Origin of the sequence: Pseudomonas sp. LG1D9 (assembly GCF_002949995.1) — a bacterium.
In the GTDB taxonomy this organism is placed as follows: domain Bacteria; phylum Pseudomonadota; class Gammaproteobacteria; order Pseudomonadales; family Pseudomonadaceae; genus Aquipseudomonas; species Aquipseudomonas proteolytica.
This window is the reverse complement of record NZ_CP026881.1, coordinates 3,252,106-3,274,499: the sequence shown is the minus strand read 5'-3', so window position 1 is coordinate 3,274,499 and position 22,394 is coordinate 3,252,106. Positions and strand designations below refer to the sequence as shown.

Genomic DNA, 22,394 nt, shown 5'->3' with positions numbered 1-22,394 from the left:
GGGCTGTTACCTCAGAAGCGGAACACTTCCATGTCGGTGCGAATCGGCGAAGCCATTGGGATCTTCGGCTTTTCCGGGGCTGCCGGCTTGGCGGGTGCCGGAGCCTGTTTGCGCGGGGCTTCGGCAATCGGTGGCTGGTTGGCCAATGGCTTGAGGGCTACCGACAGCTGTTCTGCCAAACGCTGCAACAACACGCCTTGGGCCTGGACCTGGGAGGCCGTGCTGCCTGCATGCTGCTCCTGCAGATGCACGATGCGGTTGTCCCGCACCTGGCCGCGGCGGTCGATCAGGCGCCATTGCGCGTCAAGGATGGCCGGCTGCGACGCCCCGGAATCCAGGCGCGTGATGGTCAGCAAGACCTGCACATCGGGCGAGAAGCTGGTGGGCGCCGGCGACAGCACCACACGCTGGCTGTCCAGGTGGCCAGCCACCTGGCGCAGCATCAACTGGTTGATATCCGACGACAGGCTACCGGCCCAACGGCCGTCGATGGAGCCTTGCAGGCTGCCATCGTCCTGGCGTTGCAGCAGGGTTTCACGTTGCAGGTAATCGGCAACCACGACCGGCCCGAGCAACACCGCCATGCCAGCACTTTGCGCTGGTTGCGCAGGATTTCCGCTATCCAGCTGGTACAGCGACACCGGCTGGTGCGTGGTGCAGCCCGCCAACCCCAAAAGGCCAGCGAGCATCAAAAATAAAGGAAGGCGTGGAGCAGTCATCATCCCATCCAGGTGGCTGCCACAAGGCAAACCACAATGTAATACTAAAAATAACCTATACGCGCTCAGCCACGCCGGCGCTGGAAAGGCCATATCATCCGTGAATATGCGCCATGACTCCAGCGCGAAAGCGCCGATCTACGCGTTAAATCGTAGATCGGGCGCTCTATATCGCTTTAAGCGGGCGTTTCTACCAGCAATGCATCTACCCGCTGGAAGCCACGGGGCAATTTATTCCCACGGCGCCCACGTTCGCCCTTGTAATGCTCCAGGTCGTCAGGGCGCAGGGACAACGTGCGCTTGCCGGCCTGCAGCACCAGGGTCGAGCCTTCCGGGATCACTGCGATGTCGGTCACGTACTCTTCGCGACTGGCCACCCGCTCCCCTGGGATACCAATGATCTTGTTGCCCTTGCCCTTGCCCAACTGCGGCAGGTCGCTGATCTTGAACACCAGCAAGCGCCCTTCGGTGGTCACCGATGCCAGCCAATTGCCTTCGCGGTCCTCGACCGGACGCGGCAAGATCACCTTGGCGTTGTTCGGCAAGCTCAACAGGGCCTTGCCCGCCTTGTTCTTGGCCTGCAAGTCCTCGCCCTTGACCACGAAACCGTAGCCAGCGTCGGAGGCGATGACGTACAGCGAGTCATCATCAGGCAGCAATACACATTCAAAACTTGCCCCTGGCGGTGGCGCCAGGCGACCGGTCAAGGGTTCGCCCTGGCCTCGTGCAGACGGCAGGGTATGAGCCGGCACCGAATAACTGCGCCCGGTGGAGTCGATAAACACCGCAAACTGATTGGAGCGCCCGGCTGCAGCAGTCTTGAATCCATCACCGGCCTTGTACGACAGGCCAGTGGCGTCAATATCATGCCCCTTGGCGGAGCGAACCCAACCCTTTTCCGACAGAACGACGGTAATTTTCTCGTTGGGCAACAGCTCGGTTTCGGTCAGGGCCTTGGCCTCGGCGCGCTCGACAATCGGCGAGCGGCGGTCGTCGCCATAGGTTTCGGCATCTTTGATCAGTTCGCTGCGCACCAACTTCTTGAGCTTGGCTTCACTACCCAGCAGCGCTTGCAGCTTGGCTTGCTCCCTGAGCAAGGCGTCCTGCTCGTCGCGCAACTTCATCTCTTCCAGGCGCGCCAACTGACGCAAACGGGTATCGAGGATGTAGTCGGCCTGGATCTCGCTCAGCTCGAAACGCGCGATCAACTCGGCTTTCGGGTGCTCGGCGGTACGGATGATATGGATCACTTCATCCAGGTTGAGGTAAGCGATCAGCAAGCCGTCCAACAGGTGCAGGCGACGCTCGACCTTGTCCAACCGGAACTGCAAGCGGCGGCGTACGGTATTGACCCGGAACTCCAGCCACTCCACCAGCAGGTTGCGCAGGTTTTTCAGCTGCGGCTTGCCGTCCAGGCCAATGATGTTGACGTTGACCCGGTAGCTGGATTCCAGCTCGGTGCTGGCAAACAGATGCTGCATCAGCACTTCGTGATCGACCCGGCTATTGGTCGGGATGATCACGATGCGACAAGGGTTCTCGTGGTCGGACTCGTCACGCAGGTCAGCGACTTGCGGCAGCTTCGACGGCTTGGCCTGCATCAGCGCGGCAATCTGTTCCAGCACTTTGGCGCCGGAGACCTGGTGCGGCAAGGCGGTGACGATGATGTCGCCATCTTCGATGTGGTACACGGCACGCATGCGCACCGAGCCCTTGCCGGTCTCGTACATTTTCAGCAGGTCGGCGCGCGGCGTGATGATTTCCGCTTCGGTCGGGTAGTCCGGGCCCTGGATATGCTCGCACAGCTGCTCGACCGTGGCCTTGGGCTCATCGAGCAGACGCACGCAGGCGGTGGCGACTTCGCGCAGGTTATGCGGCGGTACGTCGGTGGCCATGCCCACGGCGATGCCGGTGGTGCCGTTGAGCAGGATATTGGGCAGGCGCGCCGGCAAGACCAGCGGCTCGTCGAGGGTGCCGTCGAAGTTCGGGCCCCAGTCTGCCGTGCCCTGGCCCAGCTCGCTGAGCAGTACTTCGGAGTAGCGCGACAGCCGCGCCTCGGTGTAACGCATGGCGGCGAAGGACTTGGGATCGTCCGGCGCACCCCAGTTGCCCTGGCCATCGACCAGGGTGTAGCGGTAGCTAAACGGCTGGGCCATCAGCACCATGGCTTCGTAGCACGCCGAGTCGCCGTGGGGGTGGAACTTGCCGAGCACGTCACCGACGGTACGCGCCGACTTCTTGTGCTTGGAGTCCGCGTCCAGGCCCAACTCACTCATGGCGTAGATAATGCGCCGCTGTACCGGCTTCAAGCCGTCGCCGATATGCGGCAAGGCACGGTCCATGATCACGTACATGGAGTAGTTGAGGTAGGCATTTTCGGTGAAGTCAGCCAGCGACCGGCGTTCTACGCCGTCTAAGCTGTCTGCAAGGATGTCACTCATGCGGGCCTCATCATTGTCTGGTCTGGCGCAGCAGCATGGTGCCGCCGCGCTGGGTAAATTCAAGTTGTTTCAATGCGCTCATGCCCAACAGCACTTGCTCGCCACCCAGGCCCGGCGCCACCAGGGCGCGTACGTCCTGCAGGACGATATCGCCCAGTTGCAGGCGCTCCAGGTGGGTGCGATAGCCCTGGCTGCGGCCGTTGGCGGTGCTCAAGGTCACCGGCAAACCGCGCTTGAGCCCCAGGCGTTCGGCCAACTCGGCCGGTACCGCCACGTCGGTGGCGCCGGTATCGAGCATGAAATCCACCGGCTGGCCGTTGATCTGGCCAGTGGCGACAAAATGACCCTGGCCGTTGCCGACCAGTTTCACTTCTATATAACCCGCGTGTTGCTGCGAGGTGACCACGGCGTTGGGGTTTTCCTGACGCGCTTCCCATTGCCCAAAAAACCGTGTTGCCAGAAACAGCCCGGCGCCCCACGCCACGAACATCATTATGCGTCCGGCGCGCTTGCCAGGCGGCTGCGTACTCATGGCTGGGCACTCCAACCACCGGCCGGGGCAGCAAAACGATAGACCATCGGGCGTTTTTCACCGTCGGCCCGGGTGCCGAAGTTATTGTCGATGCCAATCCAGGCTCCGTCGCCGTCAATCAGCAAGGCTTCTGCCAGGCCGTAGCTCTGGGCGTAACGTCGGTTGGGCTGCAGCGCCTCGTCGGCGTACGACCAGCACAACTCGACCTTGGCCGTCACGCTGTCGCGCCGGCAGACCTGGAACGCATTACGCTCCAAGGTAAACAACTTGCCATTGAACAGCGCCAGGTCGGCAAAGTCCTTGGACACCGCCTTGGCGCCCGGAAACTGCGCCGGCTGCATTTCCTGGCCGGCTTCGCTCAACAGTACGCAGGGGCCGTCGCAATCCCAAACGCTCTGCCCACGCTTGATCGAAATCAGCCCGCGCCGCTCACGCTCGGCCGCCAGCCAGATCTGATTGCCCTCGGGGTTGACCGCCAGCCCTTCAAACAACGCATTGAAGTGCAGCAGCAAGCCACTGGCCCGCGCCTCGCGAACCATGCCAGGGGCAATCTTCAGCCACTCCGGATCGCCGCTTGCCGGCACTTGCAGCACCGCCGCGTGGGCTTCGCTGACGATATAACGATTACCGACGGCGTCACAGCTGATGCCTTCAAAATCCAGGTCGCCACCACGAATCACCGAAGCTGCCGTGGTGCGCGCGCGCAAGCCCCAGGGCAGGCCCGATTCAGGCACCGGCGGCACGTCGATCTTTACCGTCTCGGCCTGCCAGGTCTCGGCGCGGGTATCGAGGCGGTAGATCTGGTCGTCGTCGCGGTCAGAGACCGTCCACAACTCCTTGCCACACAAGGCCAGGCCCGACAGGTTACCGCCGCGCATGCCGTCTACCGGGTGTTCGGACAGCAGCTTGAGCTCGACAGCTGGCTGGGCCACGACCTGGGTCGCTGCCAACCCGCTCAACAACAGTATCGCCAGGGCGAAACCGCTGCGCATCAGCCCAATACCTCGGCCAGGTTGCCTTTGGACTCCAGCCAGGCCTTACGGTCGCCGGCGCGCTTCTTGGCCAGCAACATGTCCATCATTTCCGAGGTCGCGGCGTAGTCTTCCAGGGTCAACTGCACCAGGCGTCGGGTGTTCGGGTCCATGGTGGTTTCCCGCAGTTGCGGTGGGTTCATTTCACCCAGGCCCTTGAATCGAGTGACTTGCGGCTTGCCACGCTTCTTCTCGGCCACCAGGCGATCGAGGATGCCGTCGCGCTCGGCTTCGTCCAGGGCGTAGTAGATTTCTTTGCCCAGGTCGATACGGTACAGCGGCGGCATCGCCACGTAGACGTGCCCTGCATCCACCAGCGGGCGGAAATGCTGGACGAACAGGGCGCAGAGCAAGGTAGCAATGTGCAAGCCGTCGGAGTCGGCGTCGGCGAGGATGCAGATCTTGCCGTAGCGCAACTGGCTCATGTCCTCGGCGCCGGGATCCACGCCAATGGCCACGGCGATGTTGTGCACTTCCTGGCTGGCCAGCACTTCGCTGCCGTCGACTTCCCAGGTATTGAGGATCTTGCCGCGCAGCGGCAGGATCGCCTGGAACTCCTTGTCCCGTGCCTGCTTGGCCGAACCGCCGGCGGAATCACCTTCCACCAGGAACAGCTCGGAGCGCATCGGGTCCTGCCCGGCGCAGTCCGCCAGCTTGCCGGGCAACGCCGGGCCCTGGGTGATGCGCTTGCGCTCGACCTTTTTGCTGGCCTTGAGGCGACGCCCGGCGTTGTTGATCGCCAGCTCGGCCAGGGCCAGGCCCAGTTCCGGATGCTCGTTGAGCCACAGGCTGAAAGCATCCTTGACCACACCCGAGACAAACGCCGCCGCCTCACGGGACGACAGGCGCTCCTTGGTCTGGCCGGAGAATTGTGGCTCCTGCATTTTCATCGACAGAACGAAGGCGATGCGCTCCCAGACGTCTTCCGGCGCCAGCTTCACGCCGCGCGGCAGCAGGCTGCGGTACTCGCAGAATTCGCGCATGGCATCCAGCAGGCCCTGGCGCAGACCGTTGACGTGAGTACCGCCCTGGGCTGTGGGGATCAGGTTGACGTAGCTTTCCTGGACACTGTCGCCACCCTCGGGCAACCACAGCAAGGCCCAGTCCACGGCCTCCTTGTTACCGGCCAGGCTGCCGCAGAAGGGTTCGTTGGGCAGGCGTTCGAAGTCGCTGACCGAGTCTTCCAGATAGGAGCGCAGGCCGTCTTCGTAGTGCCACTCGACCTTTTCGCCGGTGCCTTTGTCTTCAAAACTGACCAGCAAGCCCGGGCACAACACGGCCTTGGCCTTGAGTACGTGCTTGAGGCGGCTGATGGAGAATTTCGGGGAATCGAAGTATTTCGGATCCGGCGCGAAGTACACGCTGGTCCCGGTATTGCGCTTGCCGACAGTGCCGACGACTTCCAGCTCGGTGGCCTTGTAGCCATCGGCGAAGGTCATCTGGTATTCGTTGCCGTCGCGCTTGACCTTGACCCGCACTTGCGTGGACAGGGCGTTGACCACGGAAATACCCACGCCGTGCAAGCCGCCGGAGAACTGGTAGTTCTTGTTGGAAAACTTGCCGCCGGCGTGGAGCTTGGTGAGGATCAGCTCGACACCCGACACGCCCTCTTCGGGGTGGATATCCACCGGCATGCCGCGCCCGTCGTCGGACACTTCCAGGGAATGGTCGGCGTGCAGAATGACCTGGACCGACTTGGCGTGCCCGGCCAAGGCTTCGTCGACGCTGTTGTCGATGACTTCCTGGGCAAGGTGGTTCGGCCGACTGGTGTCGGTGTACATGCCGGGGCGTTTGCGCACCGGGTCGAGGCCCGAGAGGACTTCGATGGCGTCGGCGTTATAAGAGCTAGCGCTGGGAGTGGCCATGGGGTCTCGTCGTGAGTCGTTCGATTAAAAAGTAACCTGCGGTTTCACAATGCGGTGAAATCGAAGGACTGGTACTGATCTGCGCCAATGCCGGCAAAACTCAACAGGGCCGGCAACTGTCGGCCAAAGCCCTGGTAACCGTGGTCGCCGCCAGCCTGGATACGCAAGGCACAGGCCCGGTAATACTGCTCGGCGAGGCGATAATCCAGTGTTTCGTCCCCGGTCTGCAACCACACCTGATAGCGCTGGGCATCCTGGGGCGCTGCAACCTCAAGCTCAGCCAGGGCCGCGACGTGATCGTGGGTCAATTCCCAGGTCTCATCGGTGTAAAGGTTCTTCTGGGTGCCCAGGTAACCGTCGAACATGCGATGGGGGCTGACCGCCGGGTTGACCAGCAGGGCCTTGAGGCCATGGCGTTCGGCAAGATGGGTTGCATAGTAGCCGCCGAGTGAGCTGCCGACCAGCAGCGGCCGCCCCAGCTCGCCGATCGCCTGCTCCAACTGGGCAATCGCCTGGCGTGGATGGTGATGCAGGGCCGGCACCCGCAGTTGGTCGGCCAGCCCGAGACTGTCCATCACGCCCATCAGGTAGCTGGCCTTGGTCGAGGCCGGCGCGCTGTTGAAACCGTGGATATACAAGATCGAAGCGGACATGCCGGGCTCTCCGTGCGTTATCGGCCAAAGGGGCGCAGTTTACAGGGAATGACGCGGTGTGAGCAGGGTTACTGCCGAACGCGGCCTGCCAGGGGTGTGGGAGCGGGCTTGCCCGCGATGGCGCTATATCAGTGATAGATTTGTTGGCTGACCCACCGCAATCGCGGGCAAGCCCGCTCCTACATTTTGATGTGTGTTTGCAGGTTTAGTAGCCGTTGCTGCCGTAATCCACGGTAAAGGTGAAACCTTCGACCCGTTCTACCCCAGTTTCCAGCCGCCCGTCCGGGTGCAGACGCAGCCAGCGATAGCCAGGCGCCTGTTCGCTGACCTTGAAATCCTCACTGCCGGGGGCGAACTGGATGCAGGTGGACGGCGACGCCAGCAAGCGCACGCCATTACGCTGGCGGTCGATCTCCTGGTGCACATGCCCCCACAACACCGCCCGCACCTGGGGAAAACGGTCGAGCACGGCAAACAGCGCCTCGGGGTTGCGCAAACCGATGGGCTCCATCCAGGCACAGCCGATGGGCACGGGGTGATGATGGAAGCACACCAGATGATGGCGACAAGGTGCTTCACTCAAGGCTTGCGCCAGCAATTGCAGTTGCGGCTCGGCCAGATAGCCCGGTACCGAACCCGGCACGGCGGAGTCCAGCAAGGTAATGCGCCAGTTGCCCACATCCACCACCGACTCCAGCAACGCGCTGCCAATGGTCGCCTGGGCCATGACCTGCGGCTCATCGTGATTGCCCGGAATCCAGCGCGCCGGGGCGCCAATCTGCTGGCTCAGGTCGCGAAATAGTTGGTAGGACTCAAGCGTACCGTCCTGGGACAAGTCGCCGGTGGCCAGCAGCAAATCAATCTGCGGTTGCCGGGCCCGCACCAGCTCGATCACCCGTTGCAGGCTGTCGCGGGTATTCATGCCCAGCAGCGTGCCGTCGGCCTCGGCAAACAGGTGGCTGTCAGACAGTTGCACCAGCAACGCCGGCGCATCGGGGTTCACGGTGGATACGCTCGGCAAGGCGTTCTCCCAGGGCAATCACATAAATGGACAATGGGTGCAATTATGCTGGGGCAGGACACAAAGAGGAAAGCCGTCAAACGCACGCCGTCGAACGCTATCGGACGACTTCAAACTCATGGCCCAGGGCCAGACAATGACTCAACCATTCACCGAGGAACACATTGAGCTGTGCTTTCTCATCGGGCTGGTGCATGAACACATTGGGGTAAGGATAGATGCTGCGAAAGCGCCGTGCATGTTCGGCGCTGACCACTTCGGCCATTCGCGCATCGTGATACACCTGCACTTCCAGCTGCGGCACCGGCAGCCACGGCAGGCTGTGCTCCTGGCGCACGCGCAGGGTGCTGGTGTACGGGCAAGTGAGGATGACTTCCAGGGTCAGCACGCCGAGCATCTGGTCACCGTGGGTCACGGCGATCCGTCGTGCTTCGGGCGTATGGCGCATGTCCGGCAACAGGCGCATCAGCCGCGCATAGTTGGCCTCGCAAGCGGCTTGCAAGCCGATCAGGTCGACCCGGTAGCGTTCCCGTGCCTTTACTGCCATAACCCCCTCACTTCCGCGCGATTAAGCGCAAGCCATTGCAGGGCGATAATGCTGGCTGCGTTGGAAATTTTACCGTCGCGTACCGCTTGCAGGGCATCTTCAAAGGCCCACACGGTAACGCGGATATCTTCTGCTTCTTCGGCCAGGCCATGGATACCGCCAGCACCGCTACTGTCGCAACGTCCCAAAAACAGGTGGACGAATTCGGTGCTGCCCCCCGGCGACGGGAAATACTTGGTGATCGGCCGTAGCGCAGAGAAGGTCAGCCCAGCTTCCTCCTCGGCTTCGCGGTGCGCAACCTCCTCCGGTTGCTCGTCTTTGTCGATCAGACCGGCAACCATCTCCACCAACCATGGATTGTCGGTGCGGCCCATGGCGCCAACCCGGAACTGCTCGATCAACACCACTTCATCGCGTTGCGCATCGTAGGGCAGGACACAGACGGCATCGTGGCGGACAAAAATCTCGCGGTTGATCACCGGGCTCATGCCGCCGTCGAACAGCTCGTGGCGCAGCTGTACGCGATCAAGCTTGTAGAAGCCCTGGTAGGCATTGTCGCGCTGAACCACTTCAAATCTGTTCGGCGTCGATTTCGCACTGTCGGTCATATCAACCCTCGTTTATTGCGGTGTGTGTCTCGGCATCGCGCCATCCTACAGCGCCCGCGCCCGTCGGTGCAGCCCCTTTCCTGTTGCCGGGACAGGCGGCGGCGGTCAAACTCACTGTAATCAGCTTAGTGGCGAACTGACTGGGATGCCGACAGTCGAAGCCCCATATCTTTCGCTCTTCTCCGCTTTATGAAGGACGCCCATGTCGCTGTTAAAAGTCGCCTCCGTGGCCTGTATTGCCTTGACGCTCGGCGCTTGCCAGAGCCTGTTCCAACCCAGCTACCGCGCGCCGCTGGAAGCCACCCGCGATGCATCCGAAGTGGTGCAACCGGGCTGCACCACTGCCGATTGCCCACTGGTGAACATCGATACGGTGCATTTCGCCAACGAGCCCAAGCTCGACGCCTTGATCGAGCAACGCCTGCTGGAAATGACCCGCACCACTCCCGGCGCGCCACTGCCGGCGTCGCTGAACGCCTATCGGGAAAAATTCCTGCGCGAGTCCGGCCCACGCAACAGCATGTACTTGCAGGCCAAGGTACGGGAGCAGCATGACGGCTTGGTGATCATCGAACTGTCCAGCTACCTGGACACCGGCGGCGCCCATGGCGAGCCTGGCCGCGGCTTCATCAACTACTCACGCCAACAGCAAAAAAACCTGACCCTGGCGGACATGCTGCGCCCTGGCAAGGAAGACGCGTTCTGGAAAGCCGCCCAGGTAGCCCACAACAGTTGGCTGATCAGCACCCGCCTGAGCCTGGAGCCGGAGTACGTGAAAAGCTGGCCCTTCCAGAAAACCCCGAACGTGGCGCTGACCTACGGCGCGGTGGTGCTCAAGTACCCTACGACCACCATTGCGCCCTACGCCATGGGCCACGTCGAGTTGCAGATTCCTTACGCGCGCCTCGACGGCATCATCAAGCCGGAGCTGGTGCCCGTACGCCCCTGAAGGCGCGCCCGAGGATAAATTGCAGCAGCCCTGCCAGCGCCAGTGCCGGTAGGGTCGCGCCAATATCCGGGTACAGATTGGCCAACAGATGATAGGTGCTGATACCGCCCAGCCAGGCCAGCAGCGCCGGCCAGCGCAGGCTTGCAGGCCGCGCCTGGCCACGCCGGCGCAGGATGAAGTGATCTACCAGCACCACGCCAAACAGCGGCGCGAATACCGAGCCGATCAACAGCAGGAAATTCTGATACTGGGCCAAGGGCGCGAAGCAGGCGATCAGCGTGCAAACAAGCCCGATCGCCAGTGCCAGGTGTTCGACTTTCACCCGTAGCAACATGCCGCTGGATACCGCCGCGGAGTGGATATCGGCGAAGGCGTTTTCTGATTCATCCAGCAGAATCAACAACAGCGGAATCCCCAGGCCAGCCCCGGCCAACGCCAGCAGCAGCGCGTTGACTTCACCACTGGGCGCAAACGCCAGGGTGTAAGCCACGCCCAGGCTCATCAGCCAGAAATTGCCGATAAAAAAGCCCAGGGCCGTGCCGCCAAACACTCGGGTTGCGCGTTTGCCGAAGCGTGAGTAGTCGGCAATCAGCGGCAACCAGGACAACGGCATGGCAATGGCGATATCAAACCCGACGGCAAACGGCAGCGAACCATCGCCCGCTTGGGCCCACAACGCGGCCAGGTCGGCCTTGGCGAACAGGTTCCAGGTCAGCCACAGGCAGGCCGCCAGCAGCAGCCACATCCCCCACTTGCGCAGGATCTTTCGCACGAAGGTCAGCGGGCCACTGACCGCCAGCAAGGTGGCGAGGCCGCCGAAGAACAGCGTCCAGAGCAACGGGCTGGCCCACAGACTGCCTTCGTTGAAGGCACGGGTGCCCAGCAGGCTGGCGGCATCGCGCATGACGATGATTTCGAACGAGCCCCAGCCAATCAGTTGCAGCAGGTTCAACAGCGCCGGCAGGCTAGCGCCTCTGGCACCCAGGCTGAGCTTGAGGGCGGCCATGGACGATAGGCCGGTGTCACTGCCGATCACCCCGACGGCGGCCAGCAACAGCACACCCACCAGGGTACCGAGGAAGATCGCCAACAACGACCCCGACAGGCCCAACCCCGGCGCCAGCAGCGCGCCGGTTTGCAGGACCATCAGGCCGATGCCGAGGGAGAACCACAGGGAGAACAGATCGCGGGCGCCGAAGACACGTTTGTCTATGGGGACGGCAATGTCGGGAGAGTAGGTACTCGGTTGAATGCTCAAGGGTGGAATCTCTGAGGAGTATTTGTTGTTTGAGAGGTCGCTTTCGCGAGCAAGCCCGCTCCCACACTCGATCGAGTTCCACCTCTGGAATGCGGTCGAGTGTGGGAGCGGGCTTGCTCGCGATGAGGCCCTTACAGGCGCCTGCGATCTCGGATCAGACCTTTTTGTAGAGCTGGCTGCCTTCCTGCTTGAACCGCTCTGCCTGCTCGGCCAAGCCCTTGGCCACATCCACATCCACCGCCTCGATGCGCTGGTTGGCCGCGTACTCACGCACTTCCTGGGTGATCTTCATCGAGCAGAATTTCGGCCCGCACATCGAGCAGAAATGCGCGACCTTGGCCGAATCCTTGGGCAGGGTTTCGTCGTGATAGGAGCGCGCGGTGTCCGGGTCCAGGCCGAGGTTGAACTGGTCTTCCCAGCGGAACTCGAACCGCGCCTTGCTCAAGGCGTTGTCACGGATCTGCGCGCCTGGATGGCCCTTGGCCAAATCCGCCGCGTGGGCCGCAATCTTGTAGGTGATGATGCCGGTCTTCACATCATCCTTGTTCGGCAGGCCCAGGTGTTCCTTGGGCGTGACGTAGCAGAGCATCGCGCAACCGAACCAGCCGATCATCGCCGCGCCGATGCCTGAGGTGATGTGGTCGTAGCCCGGTGCAATGTCAGTGGTCAGCGGGCCGAGGGTGTAGAACGGCGCCTCGTCACAGCACTCCAGTTGCTTGTCCATGTTCTCCTTGATCAACTGCATCGGCACATGGCCCGGGCCTTCGATCATGGTTTGTACGTCGTGCTTCCAGGCGATCTTGGTCAGTTCGCCAAGGGTTTCCAGCTCGCCGAACTGCGCGGCGTCGTTGGCGTCGGCAATCGACCCCGGGCGCAGGCCATCGCCGAGGGAGAAGCTGACGTCGTAGGCCTTCATGATTTCGCAGATTTCATCGAAATGCGTGTAGGTGAAGTTCTCTTTGTGATGCGCCAGGCACCACTTGGCCATGATCGAGCCGCCACGGGAAACGATACCGGTCACCCGCTTGGCGGTCAGCGGTACATAGCGCAGCAGCACGCCGGCGTGGATGGTGAAGTAGTCGACGCCCTGCTCGGCCTGTTCGATCAGGGTGTCGCGGAACAGCTCCCAGGTCAGGTCTTCGGCAGCGCCGCCGACTTTTTCCAGGGCCTGGTAGATCGGCACGGTGCCGATCGGTACCGGCGAGTTGCGGATGATCCACTCGCGGGTTTCGTGGATGTGCTTGCCGGTGGACAGGTCCATCACGGTGTCCGAGCCCCAGCGAATGCCCCAGGTCAGTTTCGCCACTTCTTCTTCGATGGACGAGCCCAGGGCACTGTTGCCAATGTTGCCGTTGATCTTCACCAGGAAGTTACGGCCGATGATCATCGGTTCCAGTTCGGTGTGGTTGATGTTGGCCGGGATGATGGCGCGGCCACGGGCGATTTCTTCGCGCACAAATTCGGGGGTGATGATTTTCGGCACGCTGGCGCCGAAGCTGTGGCCGGCGTGTTGCTGGGTCAGCAGGCCGGCCGCGCGGGCTTCTTCAAGCTTCATGTTTTCGCGGATGGCGACGTATTCCATCTCGGCGGTAATGATGCCCTGGCGCGCGTAGTGCATTTGCGTGACGTTGGCCCCGGCCTTGGCGCGGCGTGGGTTCTTCACATGGGCAAAACGCAGGGCGGTCAGCTCGGCATCGCTCAGGCGCTGCTGGCCGAAGTGCGAGCTCAGGCCGGACAGGCGCTCGGTGTCGCCACGGGATTCGATCCACGGCGAGCGCACATCGCCCAGGCCTTTGCGCACGTCAATAATCACGTTGGGGTCGGTGTACGGGCCGGAGGTGTCGTAGACCACCACGGGCGCATTGATCTCGCCGCCGAAGTCGGTGGGCGTCACGTCGAGGCTGATTTCGCGCATCGGTACGCGGATGTCCGGGCGGGTGCCCTGCACATAGACTTTTTGCGAGCGGGTAAACGGCTGCACGGATCCCGAGTCAACCTTGGCCGACTCACTCAAATGCACGGTGTTTTTTAGTTTTGTACTCATCACGGGCTCTCCAGACACATCCAGGCAGTGGATTTTTGTCGGAGCGAACCTGTGACGGACGGACGCACTGGAACCAGTGCTGTGCTTGGTGCACGAGGGCTGTTCGATGGTCGAACAACATCCCGGACGAAGCACAAGAGGACTCGCCGGGTGACGAGAAATCTTGTTCCCTACGCAGGCGCTAACCTGATCAGGTTCAACGGGATCCGGTATTTACCGATCTCAGCCTCATAGCAAGGCACCCCGACAAGAACGCGGCCAGTCTAGACCATGGAGCAGGCAAATTGCCAATAGCGGTGCATTCAGCGTGATGAATGGCGCAATTACAGGATTGTTGTGCCGCAGTGCGGCCACTACACTCGGCTACTGTCTCAACGCCTTGACGCTATGGATTGCTCGTCGTAGCCTTGGGCGCTAAATTATCGCCGTAATATTTACCTAGGGATCGCCTCATGCTGCGCAAACTTTCACTGGCTCTTGCCGTGTCTTGTGCGACCAATGGAATGGTCTGGGCAGCAGAAGCGCCCTTGTCGACCAAAACCGATCTGGTCAGCGTCTACCAGGAAGCGGTGGACAATAACGCCGACCTGGCCGCCGCCCGTGCCCAATACGGCGCGCAAAAAGAAGTGGTGCCCCAGGCCCGGGCCGGCCTGCTGCCCAACCTCTCGGCCGGCGCCGACGTGAACAACGTGCGCACCCAGATCGACACACCCTCGGCCACTGCCAATCGCGACGCCCACACCTGGCGCGCGACCCTCAGCCAGCCGCTGTTCCGTGCCGACCGCTGGTTCCAGCTGCAGGCTGCCGAAGCCGTGAATGAACAAGCCGCCCTGCAGCTCTCGGCCACCGAGCAGGAACTGATCCTGCAAAGCGCCGAAAACTACTTCGCCGTGCTGCGCGCCCAGGACAACCTGGCCTCGACCAAGGCCGAGGAAGCGGCCTTCAAGCGCCAGCTGGACCAGTCCAACGAGCGTTTCGACGTGGGCCTGTCGGACAAGACCGACGTACTGCAATCCCAGGCCAGCTACGACACCGCACGCGCCAACCGGATCCTCGCCCAGCGCCAGGTGGATGACGCGTTTGAAGCGCTGATCACCTTGACCAACCGCCAATACAACGCGATCCAGGGCATTGTCCACACGCTGCCGGTGTTGCCGCCGGCACCGAACGACGCCAAAGCCTGGGTCGACACCGCCGGGCGACAGAACCTGAACCTGCTGGCCAGCAACTATGCGGTGACGGCTGCCGAAGAGACCCTCAAGCAGCGCAAGGCCGGCCACGCGCCGACCCTGGACGCGGTGGCGCAATACGAGAAAGGCGACAACGACGCCCTCGGTTTCAGTAACCCCAACGCCTTCGGCCAGCACTATCGTGGTGATGTCGAGCAACGCACCATCGGCCTGCGCCTGAATATCCCGCTGTACAGCGGCGGCCTCACCAGCTCCCAGGTGCGCGAGTCATATTCGCGCCTGGGCCAGACCGAGCAGCAACGCGAAGGCCTGCGCCGCCAGGTGGTGGAAAACACCCGCAACCTGCACCGCGCGGTGAATACCGATGTGGAGCAAGTGCAGGCCCGCCGCCAGTCGATCATCTCCAACCAGAGCGCAGTGGAAGCCACGGAAATCGGTTACCAGGTGGGCACGCGCAATATCGTCGATGTGCTGGACTCGCAGCGCCAGCTCTACTCCTCGGTGCGCAACTACAACAACAGCCGCTATGACTACATCCTCGACAACCTGCGCCTGAAGCAGGCGGCGGGGACGTTGAACCCGGGGGATCTGCAGGATCTGGCGCGGTATCTGAAGGCTGACTACAACCCGGACAAGGACTTCCTGCCACCGGACCTGGCCAAGGCTGCGGCCGAGCAACTGAAGGCCCGCCCCAGCAACTAAACCCACCGCATAACAAATGTGGGAGCGGGCTTGCTCGCTCCCACAAGGTCAGCGGTTGATCAGGCGATCGATACCATCGAGCAAACGCTTCAACGCCCCCTGGTTGCCCTGCATCACCTTGAGCCCCGCCTGCGCCATCTTCTGCGCATCCTGCGGCAGCTCAAACAACTGCCGCACCGCCTCGGCCAAGCCCTCGGCATCCTCCACCTCCCGCAACGCCCCGGCTTCGCGCATCATCGCGGCGATTTCGAGGAAGTTGAACAGGTGCGGGCCGCTGATCACCGGCTTGGCCAGCGCAGCGGGCTCCAGCAGGTTATGCCCACCATTGGGCACCAGGCTGCCGCCGACAAAAGCGCTGTCGGCCAAGGCATACAAAAACAGCAGCTCGCCCATGGTGTCGCCCAGCAATACCGAGGTCTGGGCGTTGACCGGCGCGCCGCTGGAGCGCCGCACGGTGGCAAAACCCTGCTGCTGGCACAGCTCAAACATCGTGTTGAAACGCTCCGGATGCCGTGGCACCAGAATCAACAGGGCGTTGGGATAGCTGGCGAGCAACTGCCGATGGGCCGCCAGCACCACTTCATCTTCACCCTCGTGGGTACTGGCGGCGATCCACACCGGGCGCTCGCTGGCCTGCCACTGCTCACGCAACGCAGCGGCGCGCGCCAACAGCTGAGGGTCGATGGTCAGGTCAAACTTGATCGAGCCGGTGACTTCGACCGTTTCCGGGCGTGCGCCCAGGCTGCGAAAGCGCTCGGCCTCGGTGGCGGTCTGCACGGCGAACAGGCTCATTTCTGCCAGCATCGGCGCAGTCAGTTTGGCGAAACGTGCGTAGCCCTTGGCCGAGCGTGCCGACAGCCGCGCATTGGCCAGGACCACCGGAATCCCGCGCTTGGCGCACTGGTGGATATGATTGGGCCACAACTCGGTTTCCATGATGACCGCCAGCCTGGGCTGGACCCGGTCCAGAAAGCGCTTGGCGGCACACGGCAAATCGTAGGGTAGGTAGCAATGCTGGATGCGCGGCTCATTGGCGAACAATGCCTGGATCCGCTCGGAACCGGTGGGCGTCATGCAGGTGACGGTGATCGGCAACTGTGGATGACGCTCCAGCAAACCACGGATCATCGGCGCGGCGGCGATGCTCTCGCCCACCGACACCGCGTGCACCCAGATCCCACCGGGTTTGAGTAGCGGCAACCCGTAGGAAAAGCGTTCGCTGACGCGCTTGGCGTAGGCCGGCGCCTTGCGTGCCCGCAGCCATAGACGTAAGGCCACCAACGGCAGCGCCAGGTAAAACAGACAGCTGTAGAGAGTTCTATTCATGGCGCCGGAGTTTATCGGCTTTTTCAGCCGATCGCCTGCAAACACTCGGTAAAACGTTCGGCCAGAAAGCGCGCCGCCGGGCCCAGGGGCTCATCCCGACGCCAAACCAGCTCTACCACCAGGGCCGGTGGCGTCCATTCGCTATCCAACTCGACCATCTGCCCCTGATACGTCGGGTATTGCACCACATGTCGCGGTAACCAAGCCCAGCCCAGGCCACGCGCCAGCCACTCGGCCAACACGTAAAAGCTGTCGGCACGCCACACCTGCGGGCTGGCCGCCTCGCTACCGGGGTAGACGCTGGTCTGGGTCGACATCAGCAACTGGCGAAACTGCGCCAGGCGCTGGCAATCGACAAAACCGCCGCTGGCCAGCGGATGCCCGACGCCGCACACCGTGACCATCTCCACGCTGCCAACCACCCGCCGCTCAAGGGCCTCGGGGATCTGGTCGTGGTAGAACAGCAACCCCAGGTCCGCTTTGCGCTCGACTAATTTGCGTGCGACATCACCTTGGGCCGTGCTCGACAATTGCACTTCCAGGCTAGGAAACTTCCCGGCCAATGCCTCAAGGCTATCGAGTACCGGCTGATACAACATGGCTTCGTCCTGGGCCAGGCGCAGCCGCGCTTCTTCGCCACGCATCAAGGACAGAGCGCGGCCGTTGAGACGCTCGCACTGGCGCAGCACTTCCCGGGCCTCCTCCAGCAGCACCGTACCGGCCTCGGTCAACCGGGGCTGGCGACCGCTGCTACGATCAAACAGGCTCACCCCAAGGTCGGCCTCCAGCAAGGCAATGCCATTGCTTACCGCCGACTGCGCCTTGCGCTGGTCCCGGGCCACCGCCGAAAAAGAACGCTGTTCGGCGACGCTGACAAACAGGCGCATCTGCTCCAGGTTCCATTGCACGCTCATTGGTCAAACCCATCTTTAATTCGGATAGGTAATGACTTTACCCCATCTGATAACGCACTAAAATGCCAGCCTTTCCAGGAGCGGGCTGGCTCGCGAAAAACCCGAGAACACCACGTTCAACCAGGTTATGCGCATGACCGTTAACGATTTTCGCGAGCAAGCTCGCTCCTACAGTATTGAGCCCATCCCGAGGATTGCCCCATGAACGTCGCCTACTACTACCTGGCTATCGCCATCTGCTCGGAGGTGATCGCTACCGTTTCCATGAAAGCAATCAAGGGCTGGAGCACGCCGATTCCCCTGCTGTTGGTGATCGTGGGTTATGGCGTGGCTTTCTGGATGCTGACTCTGGTGGTGCGCACCGTCCCGGTGGGCGTGGCCTATGCGGTATGGGCCGGGATGGGCATTGTCATGGTCAGCATCGCGGCGCTGTTTATCTATGGGCAGAAGCTCGATCTGCCGGCGATGCTCGGGATGGGCTTGATTGTGCTGGGGGTGGTGGTGATTCAGCTGTTTTCGAAAACGGCAGGCCACTGACCTCCTACAGTTGTTGATCCTGAGCAAAGATCCCGCCGTCGAGTCTGTATACTTGGCCTCTTGTTCTGAACACTGAGGTCGCCCCATGCCATCCGTTATTTCCACCGACGTCCTGATTGTCGGCGCCGGGGTTGCCGGCCTCTGGCTCAATGCGCGCCTGCGTAGCCAGGGGTTTTCCACGATTGTGGTGGAGAACGCGACCCTGGGTGGCGGGCAGAGCGTGAAGTCCCAGGGGATCATTCACGGTGGTGCGAAATACGCCTTGCACGGTGCCCTGACCGGCGCCTCTGAAGCTATTGCCGATATGCCACGACGCTGGCGCGAGGCGCTGGCCGGCACCGGCGAGCTGGACCTGACGGGCGTGCGCCTGCTGTCCCAGGCCCATTACCTGTGGTCGCCAGGCACCCTGGCCGGCAACCTCACCAGCTTCTTCGCCAGCAAGGCGGTGCGCGGCCGCGTCGACCAGGTCAAGGGCGACGATTTGCCGCTGGCCCTGCAAGACCGCCGCTTCAAGGGCAAGGTCTATCGCCTGGCCGAACTGGTGGTGGATGTGCCGAGTCTGATCGAGCGCCTGGCGCAATTGGCCGGCGACGGCCTGCTCGCCGGGCAACAGATCGAGCCGCTGCTTGAGGGTGGCATCCTGGTTGGCCTGAAAGTCGATGGCCGAGCGATTCGTGCCCAGCGCATCGTGCTGAGTGCCGGCGGCGGCACCGCCGAACTGCTGACCACCCTGGGCCTGAGCCAGCCGGCCATGCAAAAGCGCCCGCTGCATATGATCATCGCCAAGGGACCCGGCCTCAAACCCCTGTACGCGCACTGCCTGGGCGGGGGCACCAAGCCACGGATCACCATCACCACGCACCCGACCGCTGACGGCAATTGGGTGTGGTACATGGGCGGCGATATTGCCGAGACCGAAGGCGTGCACCGCACGCCCGCCGAGCAGATCGCCACCGCGCAAAAGGAGCTGGCGCAACTGCTGCCGTGGATCGACATGAGCCAGACCCAGTGGGCGACCCTGCGGGTGGATCGCGCCGAGCCCCTGCAAACGGGCCTGACCCGGCCGGACAACGCATTCCTCGCCGAACAGGGCCGGCTGCTGGTGGGCTGGCCAACCAAGCTGGCCCTGGCGCCGGACTTCGCCGACCGGGTGCTCAACGCCCTGGAACGTGACGGCATCCAGCCGACACCCAGCGAACCATTGCCGCAACTGCCTCGCCCCGCCATCGCCCAACCCGCCTGGGAGCAATTGTTGCCATGAGCCTGCCGACGCTGCATGACCTTCATCGCCCCCTGGGCAGCACCGGCCTGCTGGTGTCGCCGCTGGGCCTGGGCACCGTGAAACTGGGGCGCGACCAGGGGGTGAAGTACCCCAATGGTTTCCAGATCCCCAACGATGAGGAGGCGCGGATGTTGCTGCGCCAGGCGCGCGAGCTGGGGATCAACCTGATCGACACCGCCCCCGCCTATGGTCACAGCGAAGAACGCCTGGGCCCGCTGCTGCGTGGCCAGCGCCAGGACTGGGTGATTGTCAGCAAGGTCGGCGAAGAATTTGCCGACGGCGTGTCCCGTCACGACTTCAGCGCGGCCCACACCCGGCTGTCCGTGGAGCGCAGCCTGAAACGCCTGGAAACGGATTTTATCGACCTGGTGCTGGTGCATTCCGACGGCAACGACTTGCATATTCTCAACGACTGCGAGGTCTACCAGACTCTGGCGGACCTCAAGGCCGAGGGCAAGATTCGCGGTTTCGGCTTTTCCGGCAAAACCGTCGAGGGCGGGGTGAAGGCTCTGGAACAAGGTGATTGCGCGATGGTCACCTACAATCTGAACGAGCAAGACGAAAAAGCCGTGATTGATTATGCCGCCGCCCACGGCAAAGGCATCCTGGTGAAAAAGGCCCTGGCCAGTGGGCATGCGTGCCTTGAGCCGGGAGTGGATCCAATTCACGCCAGTTTCATCTTGTTGTTTGCGCAAACGGGCGTGGCCAGTGCTATTGTCGGGACCATCAACCCGCTGCACCTTGCCCATAATGTGGCAACCGCTGCCAAGATCATTCGCCAATCCTGATGCCGCCGACGCGGCCGACCCCGACGCAAGAAGGAGCCGACATGCCGCGAACGCTCATAAGAAAAAACCCCAGTAACTTTAAAACTCTGCCGCTGTACGTCGAAGCCACCCCCGAAGGCCTGAGCTACCAGAGCGTGGGCATGCCGCTCAACTTTGCCCAGACTCTGCAGCGACGCAAGCCGGTGGAAGTGGCGGATGCCGAGCGCTTCGCCCTGGAACTGGCCAACCTCGGGGTGTCCGTGCGCCTGACACTGCACTGGCAAAACCGCGATTACTGGGTACTGGTGCGCCAGCGTCGCCAGGACCGTGGCGACGTGGTGCTCAAGCTGATTTCCGGCTACGTGCCGGCCCATGAACTGAACTTGCCACTGCACACTGCCATCCAGGAAATCGCCGAGGAGTGCCTGCTGGAAACCCCGGAAGGCTGGCTGGGCGGGCGCTTCAACGATACCTGGCTGCCGGCGCCCTACTCCAGCGCGCTGCATTACCGCGAGGCCTTGCCGTTTCGCCTGTCGCCGCTGTCCGGCGCTGCCCGCCCGGTGCGCTGCGCCAACATGCAATTGATCGAACGCCCCCGGGCCTATGTGCACCTCCCCACGGCCTCACTGCAATTGATCTACGACCTGCGCCTGGAAGTGCCCAAGGAAGCCAAGTCCTTGAGCCTGTTCCATGTGGACGAACGCCTGGAGGGCGACCAACTGGTGGCGCGCCTGGACCGCCAGCGCCCGGACTTGTACCTGATGCCCCTGAAGGACGGCCAGCCTTGCGCCGAGCTGTTTACCTTGAAAAAGGATCAACTGGTGCCAGCGAGCACGCGCGGGTTGTACCTGGCCGAAAGTTTTGCCCAGCAGGAAGGTTGGCTGGTGCGCGATGAGCGGATCCGCTGGAAGGACTGGCTCAGGCAACAGGGCCTGAGCGCGCCGGAGAAGGAATCGAAGTTGAGCCAGCTGACCGGGCGGGCCAGGCAGATCTTGCGCAAGATGGTGCCGAAAAAAGCAGGACGCTGACGCCTCCCCTGTAGGAGCCAGGCCGGCTCCTACAGAGAATAAGGGCTCAGCCGTGCAGCAGTTTCTCCAGGCCCGTCTTCAGCGGCGTCGCCTCAGGCAACGTGAAGCTCGCCGCCAGGCGCTGGTTATTGGCCCTGGAGTGCCGAATATCCCCTGAACGCGGCTCTGTGTAGCTGACAGCCGGCAACGAGCCGACGATTTCCGACAGCGCTTGCAGCAACTGTTTGAGCGTGGTGGTGCGGTTCCAGCCGACATTGATCGCGCCCAGAGGCGCTTCGGCCATTTCCACCGCTTGCACCAGCACCGCCACCAGATCCCCGACGTACATGAAGTCCCGGGTTTGCTCACCGTCGCCGAATACGGCAATCGGCAGGCCTTTTTGCGCGCGCTCGCTGAAGATGCTGATCACCCCGGAGTACGGCGATGAAGGATCCTGGCGCGGGCCAAAGATGTTGAAGAAGCGGAAAATCACCGGCTCCAGGCCATGCTGGCGACGGTAGAAGTCAAAGTAGTGCTCGCTCGCCAGCTTGTCCGATGCATAAGGCGTCAACGGTGCCTTGGCGGTTTGCTCGTCGATAGAGTCGCCTTCGCCGTTGTTGCCATACACCGCGGCACTGGAGGCAAACACCACGCGCTTGACCCCGGCCTGGCGCATGGCCTCGCAGACATTCAGGCTACCCACGAAGTTGCTCTGGTGTGTACTGACCGGATCATCCACCGACGCCTGCACCGACGCGACTGCCGCCAGGTGCACTACGGCTGTCGCCCCCACCGCCGCACGAGCGACCAGCGCAGCGTCGGCCACGTCGCCTTCCAGCAGTTGCAGGCGCGGGTTGTCCAGCGCCAGGTTGCTGCGTTTGCCGGTGGACAGGTTATCCAGCACGCGCACTGCATAGCCCTTGGCAAGCAGTGCATCGACCAGATTGGAACCGATAAAGCCGGCACCGCCGGTAATCAGTACGAGAGCATCAGACATAGCG

At 62.6% G+C, this 22,394-nt stretch carries 20 protein-coding genes and 1 riboswitch; of the genes, 6 read left to right on the top strand and 14 right to left on the bottom strand.

Annotated elements, in window-relative coordinates; all coding sequences use genetic code 11:
- Window positions 1-11: 11 nt before the first annotated feature.
- The 9 genes from C5F71_RS15415 to C5F71_RS15375 all read right to left on the bottom strand — a co-directional run bounded on the left by C5F71_RS15415 (window position 12) and on the right by C5F71_RS15375 (window position 9,417).
- Window positions 12-719 carry a membrane integrity-associated transporter subunit PqiC gene (locus C5F71_RS15415; RefSeq protein ID WP_029299146.1) on the bottom strand — a complete coding sequence of 236 codons (708 nt, stop codon included), beginning with the start codon at window positions 717-719 and terminating at the stop codon, window positions 12-14.
- A 176-nt stretch (window positions 720-895) separates the two neighbouring features.
- On the bottom strand, window positions 896-3,160 hold the full coding sequence (parC, locus tag C5F71_RS15410) for a DNA topoisomerase IV subunit A (protein WP_104911458.1): 2,265 nt from the start codon (window positions 3,158-3,160) through the stop codon (window positions 896-898).
- Between the two features lie 10 nt (window positions 3,161-3,170).
- Complete coding sequence (locus C5F71_RS15405; RefSeq protein ID WP_104911457.1) at window positions 3,171-3,692, bottom strand: TIGR02281 family clan AA aspartic protease; 522 nt, start codon at window positions 3,690-3,692, stop codon at window positions 3,171-3,173.
- Window positions 3,689-4,684: an esterase-like activity of phytase family protein gene (locus C5F71_RS15400; RefSeq protein ID WP_104911456.1), complete on the bottom strand. Its 996-nt coding sequence runs from the start codon at window positions 4,682-4,684 to the stop codon at window positions 3,689-3,691. Before C5F71_RS15400 ends, C5F71_RS15405 begins: the two co-directional genes overlap by 4 nt.
- Complete coding sequence (parE, locus tag C5F71_RS15395) at window positions 4,684-6,588, bottom strand: DNA topoisomerase IV subunit B (protein WP_032862074.1); 1,905 nt, start codon at window positions 6,586-6,588, stop codon at window positions 4,684-4,686. Before parE ends, C5F71_RS15400 begins: the two co-directional genes overlap by 1 nt.
- Before the next feature lie 44 nt (window positions 6,589-6,632).
- Window positions 6,633-7,241, bottom strand: a complete 609-nt coding sequence (locus C5F71_RS15390; RefSeq protein WP_029299153.1) for a YqiA/YcfP family alpha/beta fold hydrolase — start codon at window positions 7,239-7,241, stop codon at window positions 6,633-6,635.
- Window positions 7,242-7,446: 205 nt separating this feature from the next.
- Window positions 7,447-8,262, bottom strand: a complete 816-nt coding sequence (cpdA, locus tag C5F71_RS15385; RefSeq protein ID WP_104911455.1) for a 3',5'-cyclic-AMP phosphodiesterase — start codon at window positions 8,260-8,262, stop codon at window positions 7,447-7,449.
- 97 nt (window positions 8,263-8,359) lie between these two features.
- A complete protein-coding gene (locus C5F71_RS15380; protein ID WP_092233027.1) occupies window positions 8,360-8,809 on the bottom strand; it encodes a DUF1249 domain-containing protein in 450 nt (149 codons plus the stop codon).
- On the bottom strand, window positions 8,800-9,417 hold the full coding sequence (locus C5F71_RS15375; protein ID WP_104911454.1) for an NUDIX domain-containing protein: 618 nt from the start codon (window positions 9,415-9,417) through the stop codon (window positions 8,800-8,802). The genes C5F71_RS15380 and C5F71_RS15375 overlap by 10 nt, the downstream gene beginning before the upstream one ends.
- A gap of 202 nt (window positions 9,418-9,619) precedes the next feature.
- On the opposite strand from C5F71_RS15375, the gene C5F71_RS15370 reads away from it, so the two are divergent.
- On the top strand, window positions 9,620-10,366 hold the full coding sequence (locus C5F71_RS15370) for an RsiV family protein (RefSeq protein ID WP_104911453.1): 747 nt from the start codon (window positions 9,620-9,622) through the stop codon (window positions 10,364-10,366).
- On the opposite strand, the gene cytX is transcribed toward C5F71_RS15370, so the two are convergent.
- Both cytX and thiC read right to left on the bottom strand, forming a co-directional pair.
- Entirely contained in the window at window positions 10,335-11,624 is a 1,290-nt protein-coding gene (cytX, locus tag C5F71_RS15365) for a putative hydroxymethylpyrimidine transporter CytX (protein ID WP_104911452.1), read from the bottom strand. The genes C5F71_RS15370 and cytX overlap by 32 nt on opposite strands.
- A gap of 154 nt (window positions 11,625-11,778) precedes the next feature.
- Window positions 11,779-13,668, bottom strand: coding sequence for a phosphomethylpyrimidine synthase ThiC (gene thiC / locus C5F71_RS15360; protein WP_032862087.1), 1,890 nt, complete (start codon window positions 13,666-13,668; stop codon window positions 11,779-11,781).
- 150 nt (window positions 13,669-13,818) lie between these two features.
- A riboswitch (TPP riboswitch) is annotated at window positions 13,819-13,924 on the bottom strand.
- Between the two features lie 196 nt (window positions 13,925-14,120).
- Between thiC and C5F71_RS15355 the strand changes: the two genes are divergently transcribed.
- Window positions 14,121-15,560 carry a TolC family outer membrane protein gene (locus C5F71_RS15355; RefSeq protein WP_104911451.1) on the top strand — a complete coding sequence of 480 codons (1,440 nt, stop codon included), beginning with the start codon at window positions 14,121-14,123 and terminating at the stop codon, window positions 15,558-15,560.
- 48 nt (window positions 15,561-15,608) lie between these two features.
- On the opposite strand, the gene waaA is transcribed toward C5F71_RS15355, so the two are convergent.
- Window positions 15,609-16,886 (bottom strand): lipid IV(A) 3-deoxy-D-manno-octulosonic acid transferase, encoded by a 1,278-nt coding sequence (waaA, locus tag C5F71_RS15350; RefSeq protein ID WP_070996445.1) that lies wholly within the window; start codon window positions 16,884-16,886, stop codon window positions 15,609-15,611.
- Window positions 16,887-16,909: 23 nt separating this feature from the next.
- Window positions 16,910-17,800 carry a LysR family transcriptional regulator gene (locus tag C5F71_RS15345; protein WP_029299167.1) on the bottom strand — a complete coding sequence of 297 codons (891 nt, stop codon included), beginning with the start codon at window positions 17,798-17,800 and terminating at the stop codon, window positions 16,910-16,912.
- 201 nt (window positions 17,801-18,001) lie between these two features.
- Between C5F71_RS15345 and C5F71_RS15340 the strand changes: the two genes are divergently transcribed.
- From C5F71_RS15340 to C5F71_RS15325, 4 genes are all read left to right on the top strand, one after another.
- Window positions 18,002-18,337 (top strand): multidrug efflux SMR transporter, encoded by a 336-nt coding sequence (locus tag C5F71_RS15340; protein WP_029299169.1) that lies wholly within the window; start codon window positions 18,002-18,004, stop codon window positions 18,335-18,337.
- Between the two features lie 85 nt (window positions 18,338-18,422).
- Window positions 18,423-19,598 (top strand): FAD-binding oxidoreductase, encoded by a 1,176-nt coding sequence (locus C5F71_RS15335; protein ID WP_104911450.1) that lies wholly within the window; start codon window positions 18,423-18,425, stop codon window positions 19,596-19,598.
- Window positions 19,595-20,407 carry an aldo/keto reductase gene (locus C5F71_RS15330; RefSeq protein ID WP_029299173.1) on the top strand — a complete coding sequence of 271 codons (813 nt, stop codon included), beginning with the start codon at window positions 19,595-19,597 and terminating at the stop codon, window positions 20,405-20,407. The genes C5F71_RS15335 and C5F71_RS15330 overlap by 4 nt, the downstream gene beginning before the upstream one ends.
- 41 nt (window positions 20,408-20,448) lie before the next feature.
- Window positions 20,449-21,414, top strand: a complete 966-nt coding sequence (locus C5F71_RS15325; protein ID WP_029299175.1) for a hypothetical protein — start codon at window positions 20,449-20,451, stop codon at window positions 21,412-21,414.
- A 46-nt stretch (window positions 21,415-21,460) separates the two neighbouring features.
- Here the strand turns inward: C5F71_RS15325 and C5F71_RS15320 are convergent, their stop codons facing one another.
- On the bottom strand, window positions 21,461-22,390 hold the full coding sequence (locus C5F71_RS15320) for an NAD-dependent epimerase/dehydratase family protein (protein ID WP_029299177.1): 930 nt from the start codon (window positions 22,388-22,390) through the stop codon (window positions 21,461-21,463).
- Window positions 22,391-22,394: the final 4 nt, after the last annotated feature.

What these genes read in the sequence shown, in the direction of transcription:
- C5F71_RS15415 (WP_029299146.1), bottom strand. Translation starts at nt 719, where the DNA reads ATGACTGCTCCACGCCTTCCTTTATTTTTGATGCTCGCTGGCCTTTTG.
- parC (WP_104911458.1), bottom strand. Translation starts at nt 3,160, where the DNA reads ATGAGTGACATCCTTGCAGACAGCTTAGACGGCGTAGAACGCCGGTCG.
- C5F71_RS15405 (WP_104911457.1), bottom strand. Translation starts at nt 3,692, where the DNA reads ATGAGTACGCAGCCGCCTGGCAAGCGCGCCGGACGCATAATGATGTTC.
- C5F71_RS15400 (WP_104911456.1), bottom strand. Translation starts at nt 4,684, where the DNA reads ATGCGCAGCGGTTTCGCCCTGGCGATACTGTTGTTGAGCGGGTTGGCA.
- parE (WP_032862074.1), bottom strand. Translation starts at nt 6,588, where the DNA reads ATGGCCACTCCCAGCGCTAGCTCTTATAACGCCGACGCCATCGAAGTC.
- C5F71_RS15390 (WP_029299153.1), bottom strand. Translation starts at nt 7,241, where the DNA reads ATGTCCGCTTCGATCTTGTATATCCACGGTTTCAACAGCGCGCCGGCC.
- C5F71_RS15380 (WP_092233027.1), bottom strand. Translation starts at nt 8,809, where the DNA reads ATGGCAGTAAAGGCACGGGAACGCTACCGGGTCGACCTGATCGGCTTG.
- C5F71_RS15375 (WP_104911454.1), bottom strand. Translation starts at nt 9,417, where the DNA reads ATGACCGACAGTGCGAAATCGACGCCGAACAGATTTGAAGTGGTTCAG.
- C5F71_RS15370 (WP_104911453.1), top strand. Translation starts at nt 9,620, where the DNA reads ATGTCGCTGTTAAAAGTCGCCTCCGTGGCCTGTATTGCCTTGACGCTC.
- thiC (WP_032862087.1), bottom strand. Translation starts at nt 13,668, where the DNA reads ATGAGTACAAAACTAAAAAACACCGTGCATTTGAGTGAGTCGGCCAAG.
- C5F71_RS15355 (WP_104911451.1), top strand. Translation starts at nt 14,121, where the DNA reads ATGCTGCGCAAACTTTCACTGGCTCTTGCCGTGTCTTGTGCGACCAAT.
- waaA (WP_070996445.1), bottom strand. Translation starts at nt 16,886, where the DNA reads ATGAATAGAACTCTCTACAGCTGTCTGTTTTACCTGGCGCTGCCGTTG.
- C5F71_RS15345 (WP_029299167.1), bottom strand. Translation starts at nt 17,800, where the DNA reads ATGAGCGTGCAATGGAACCTGGAGCAGATGCGCCTGTTTGTCAGCGTC.
- C5F71_RS15340 (WP_029299169.1), top strand. Translation starts at nt 18,002, where the DNA reads ATGAACGTCGCCTACTACTACCTGGCTATCGCCATCTGCTCGGAGGTG.
- C5F71_RS15335 (WP_104911450.1), top strand. Translation starts at nt 18,423, where the DNA reads ATGCCATCCGTTATTTCCACCGACGTCCTGATTGTCGGCGCCGGGGTT.
- C5F71_RS15330 (WP_029299173.1), top strand. Translation starts at nt 19,595, where the DNA reads ATGAGCCTGCCGACGCTGCATGACCTTCATCGCCCCCTGGGCAGCACC.
- C5F71_RS15325 (WP_029299175.1), top strand. Translation starts at nt 20,449, where the DNA reads ATGCCGCGAACGCTCATAAGAAAAAACCCCAGTAACTTTAAAACTCTG.
- C5F71_RS15320 (WP_029299177.1), bottom strand. Translation starts at nt 22,390, where the DNA reads ATGTCTGATGCTCTCGTACTGATTACCGGCGGTGCCGGCTTTATCGGT.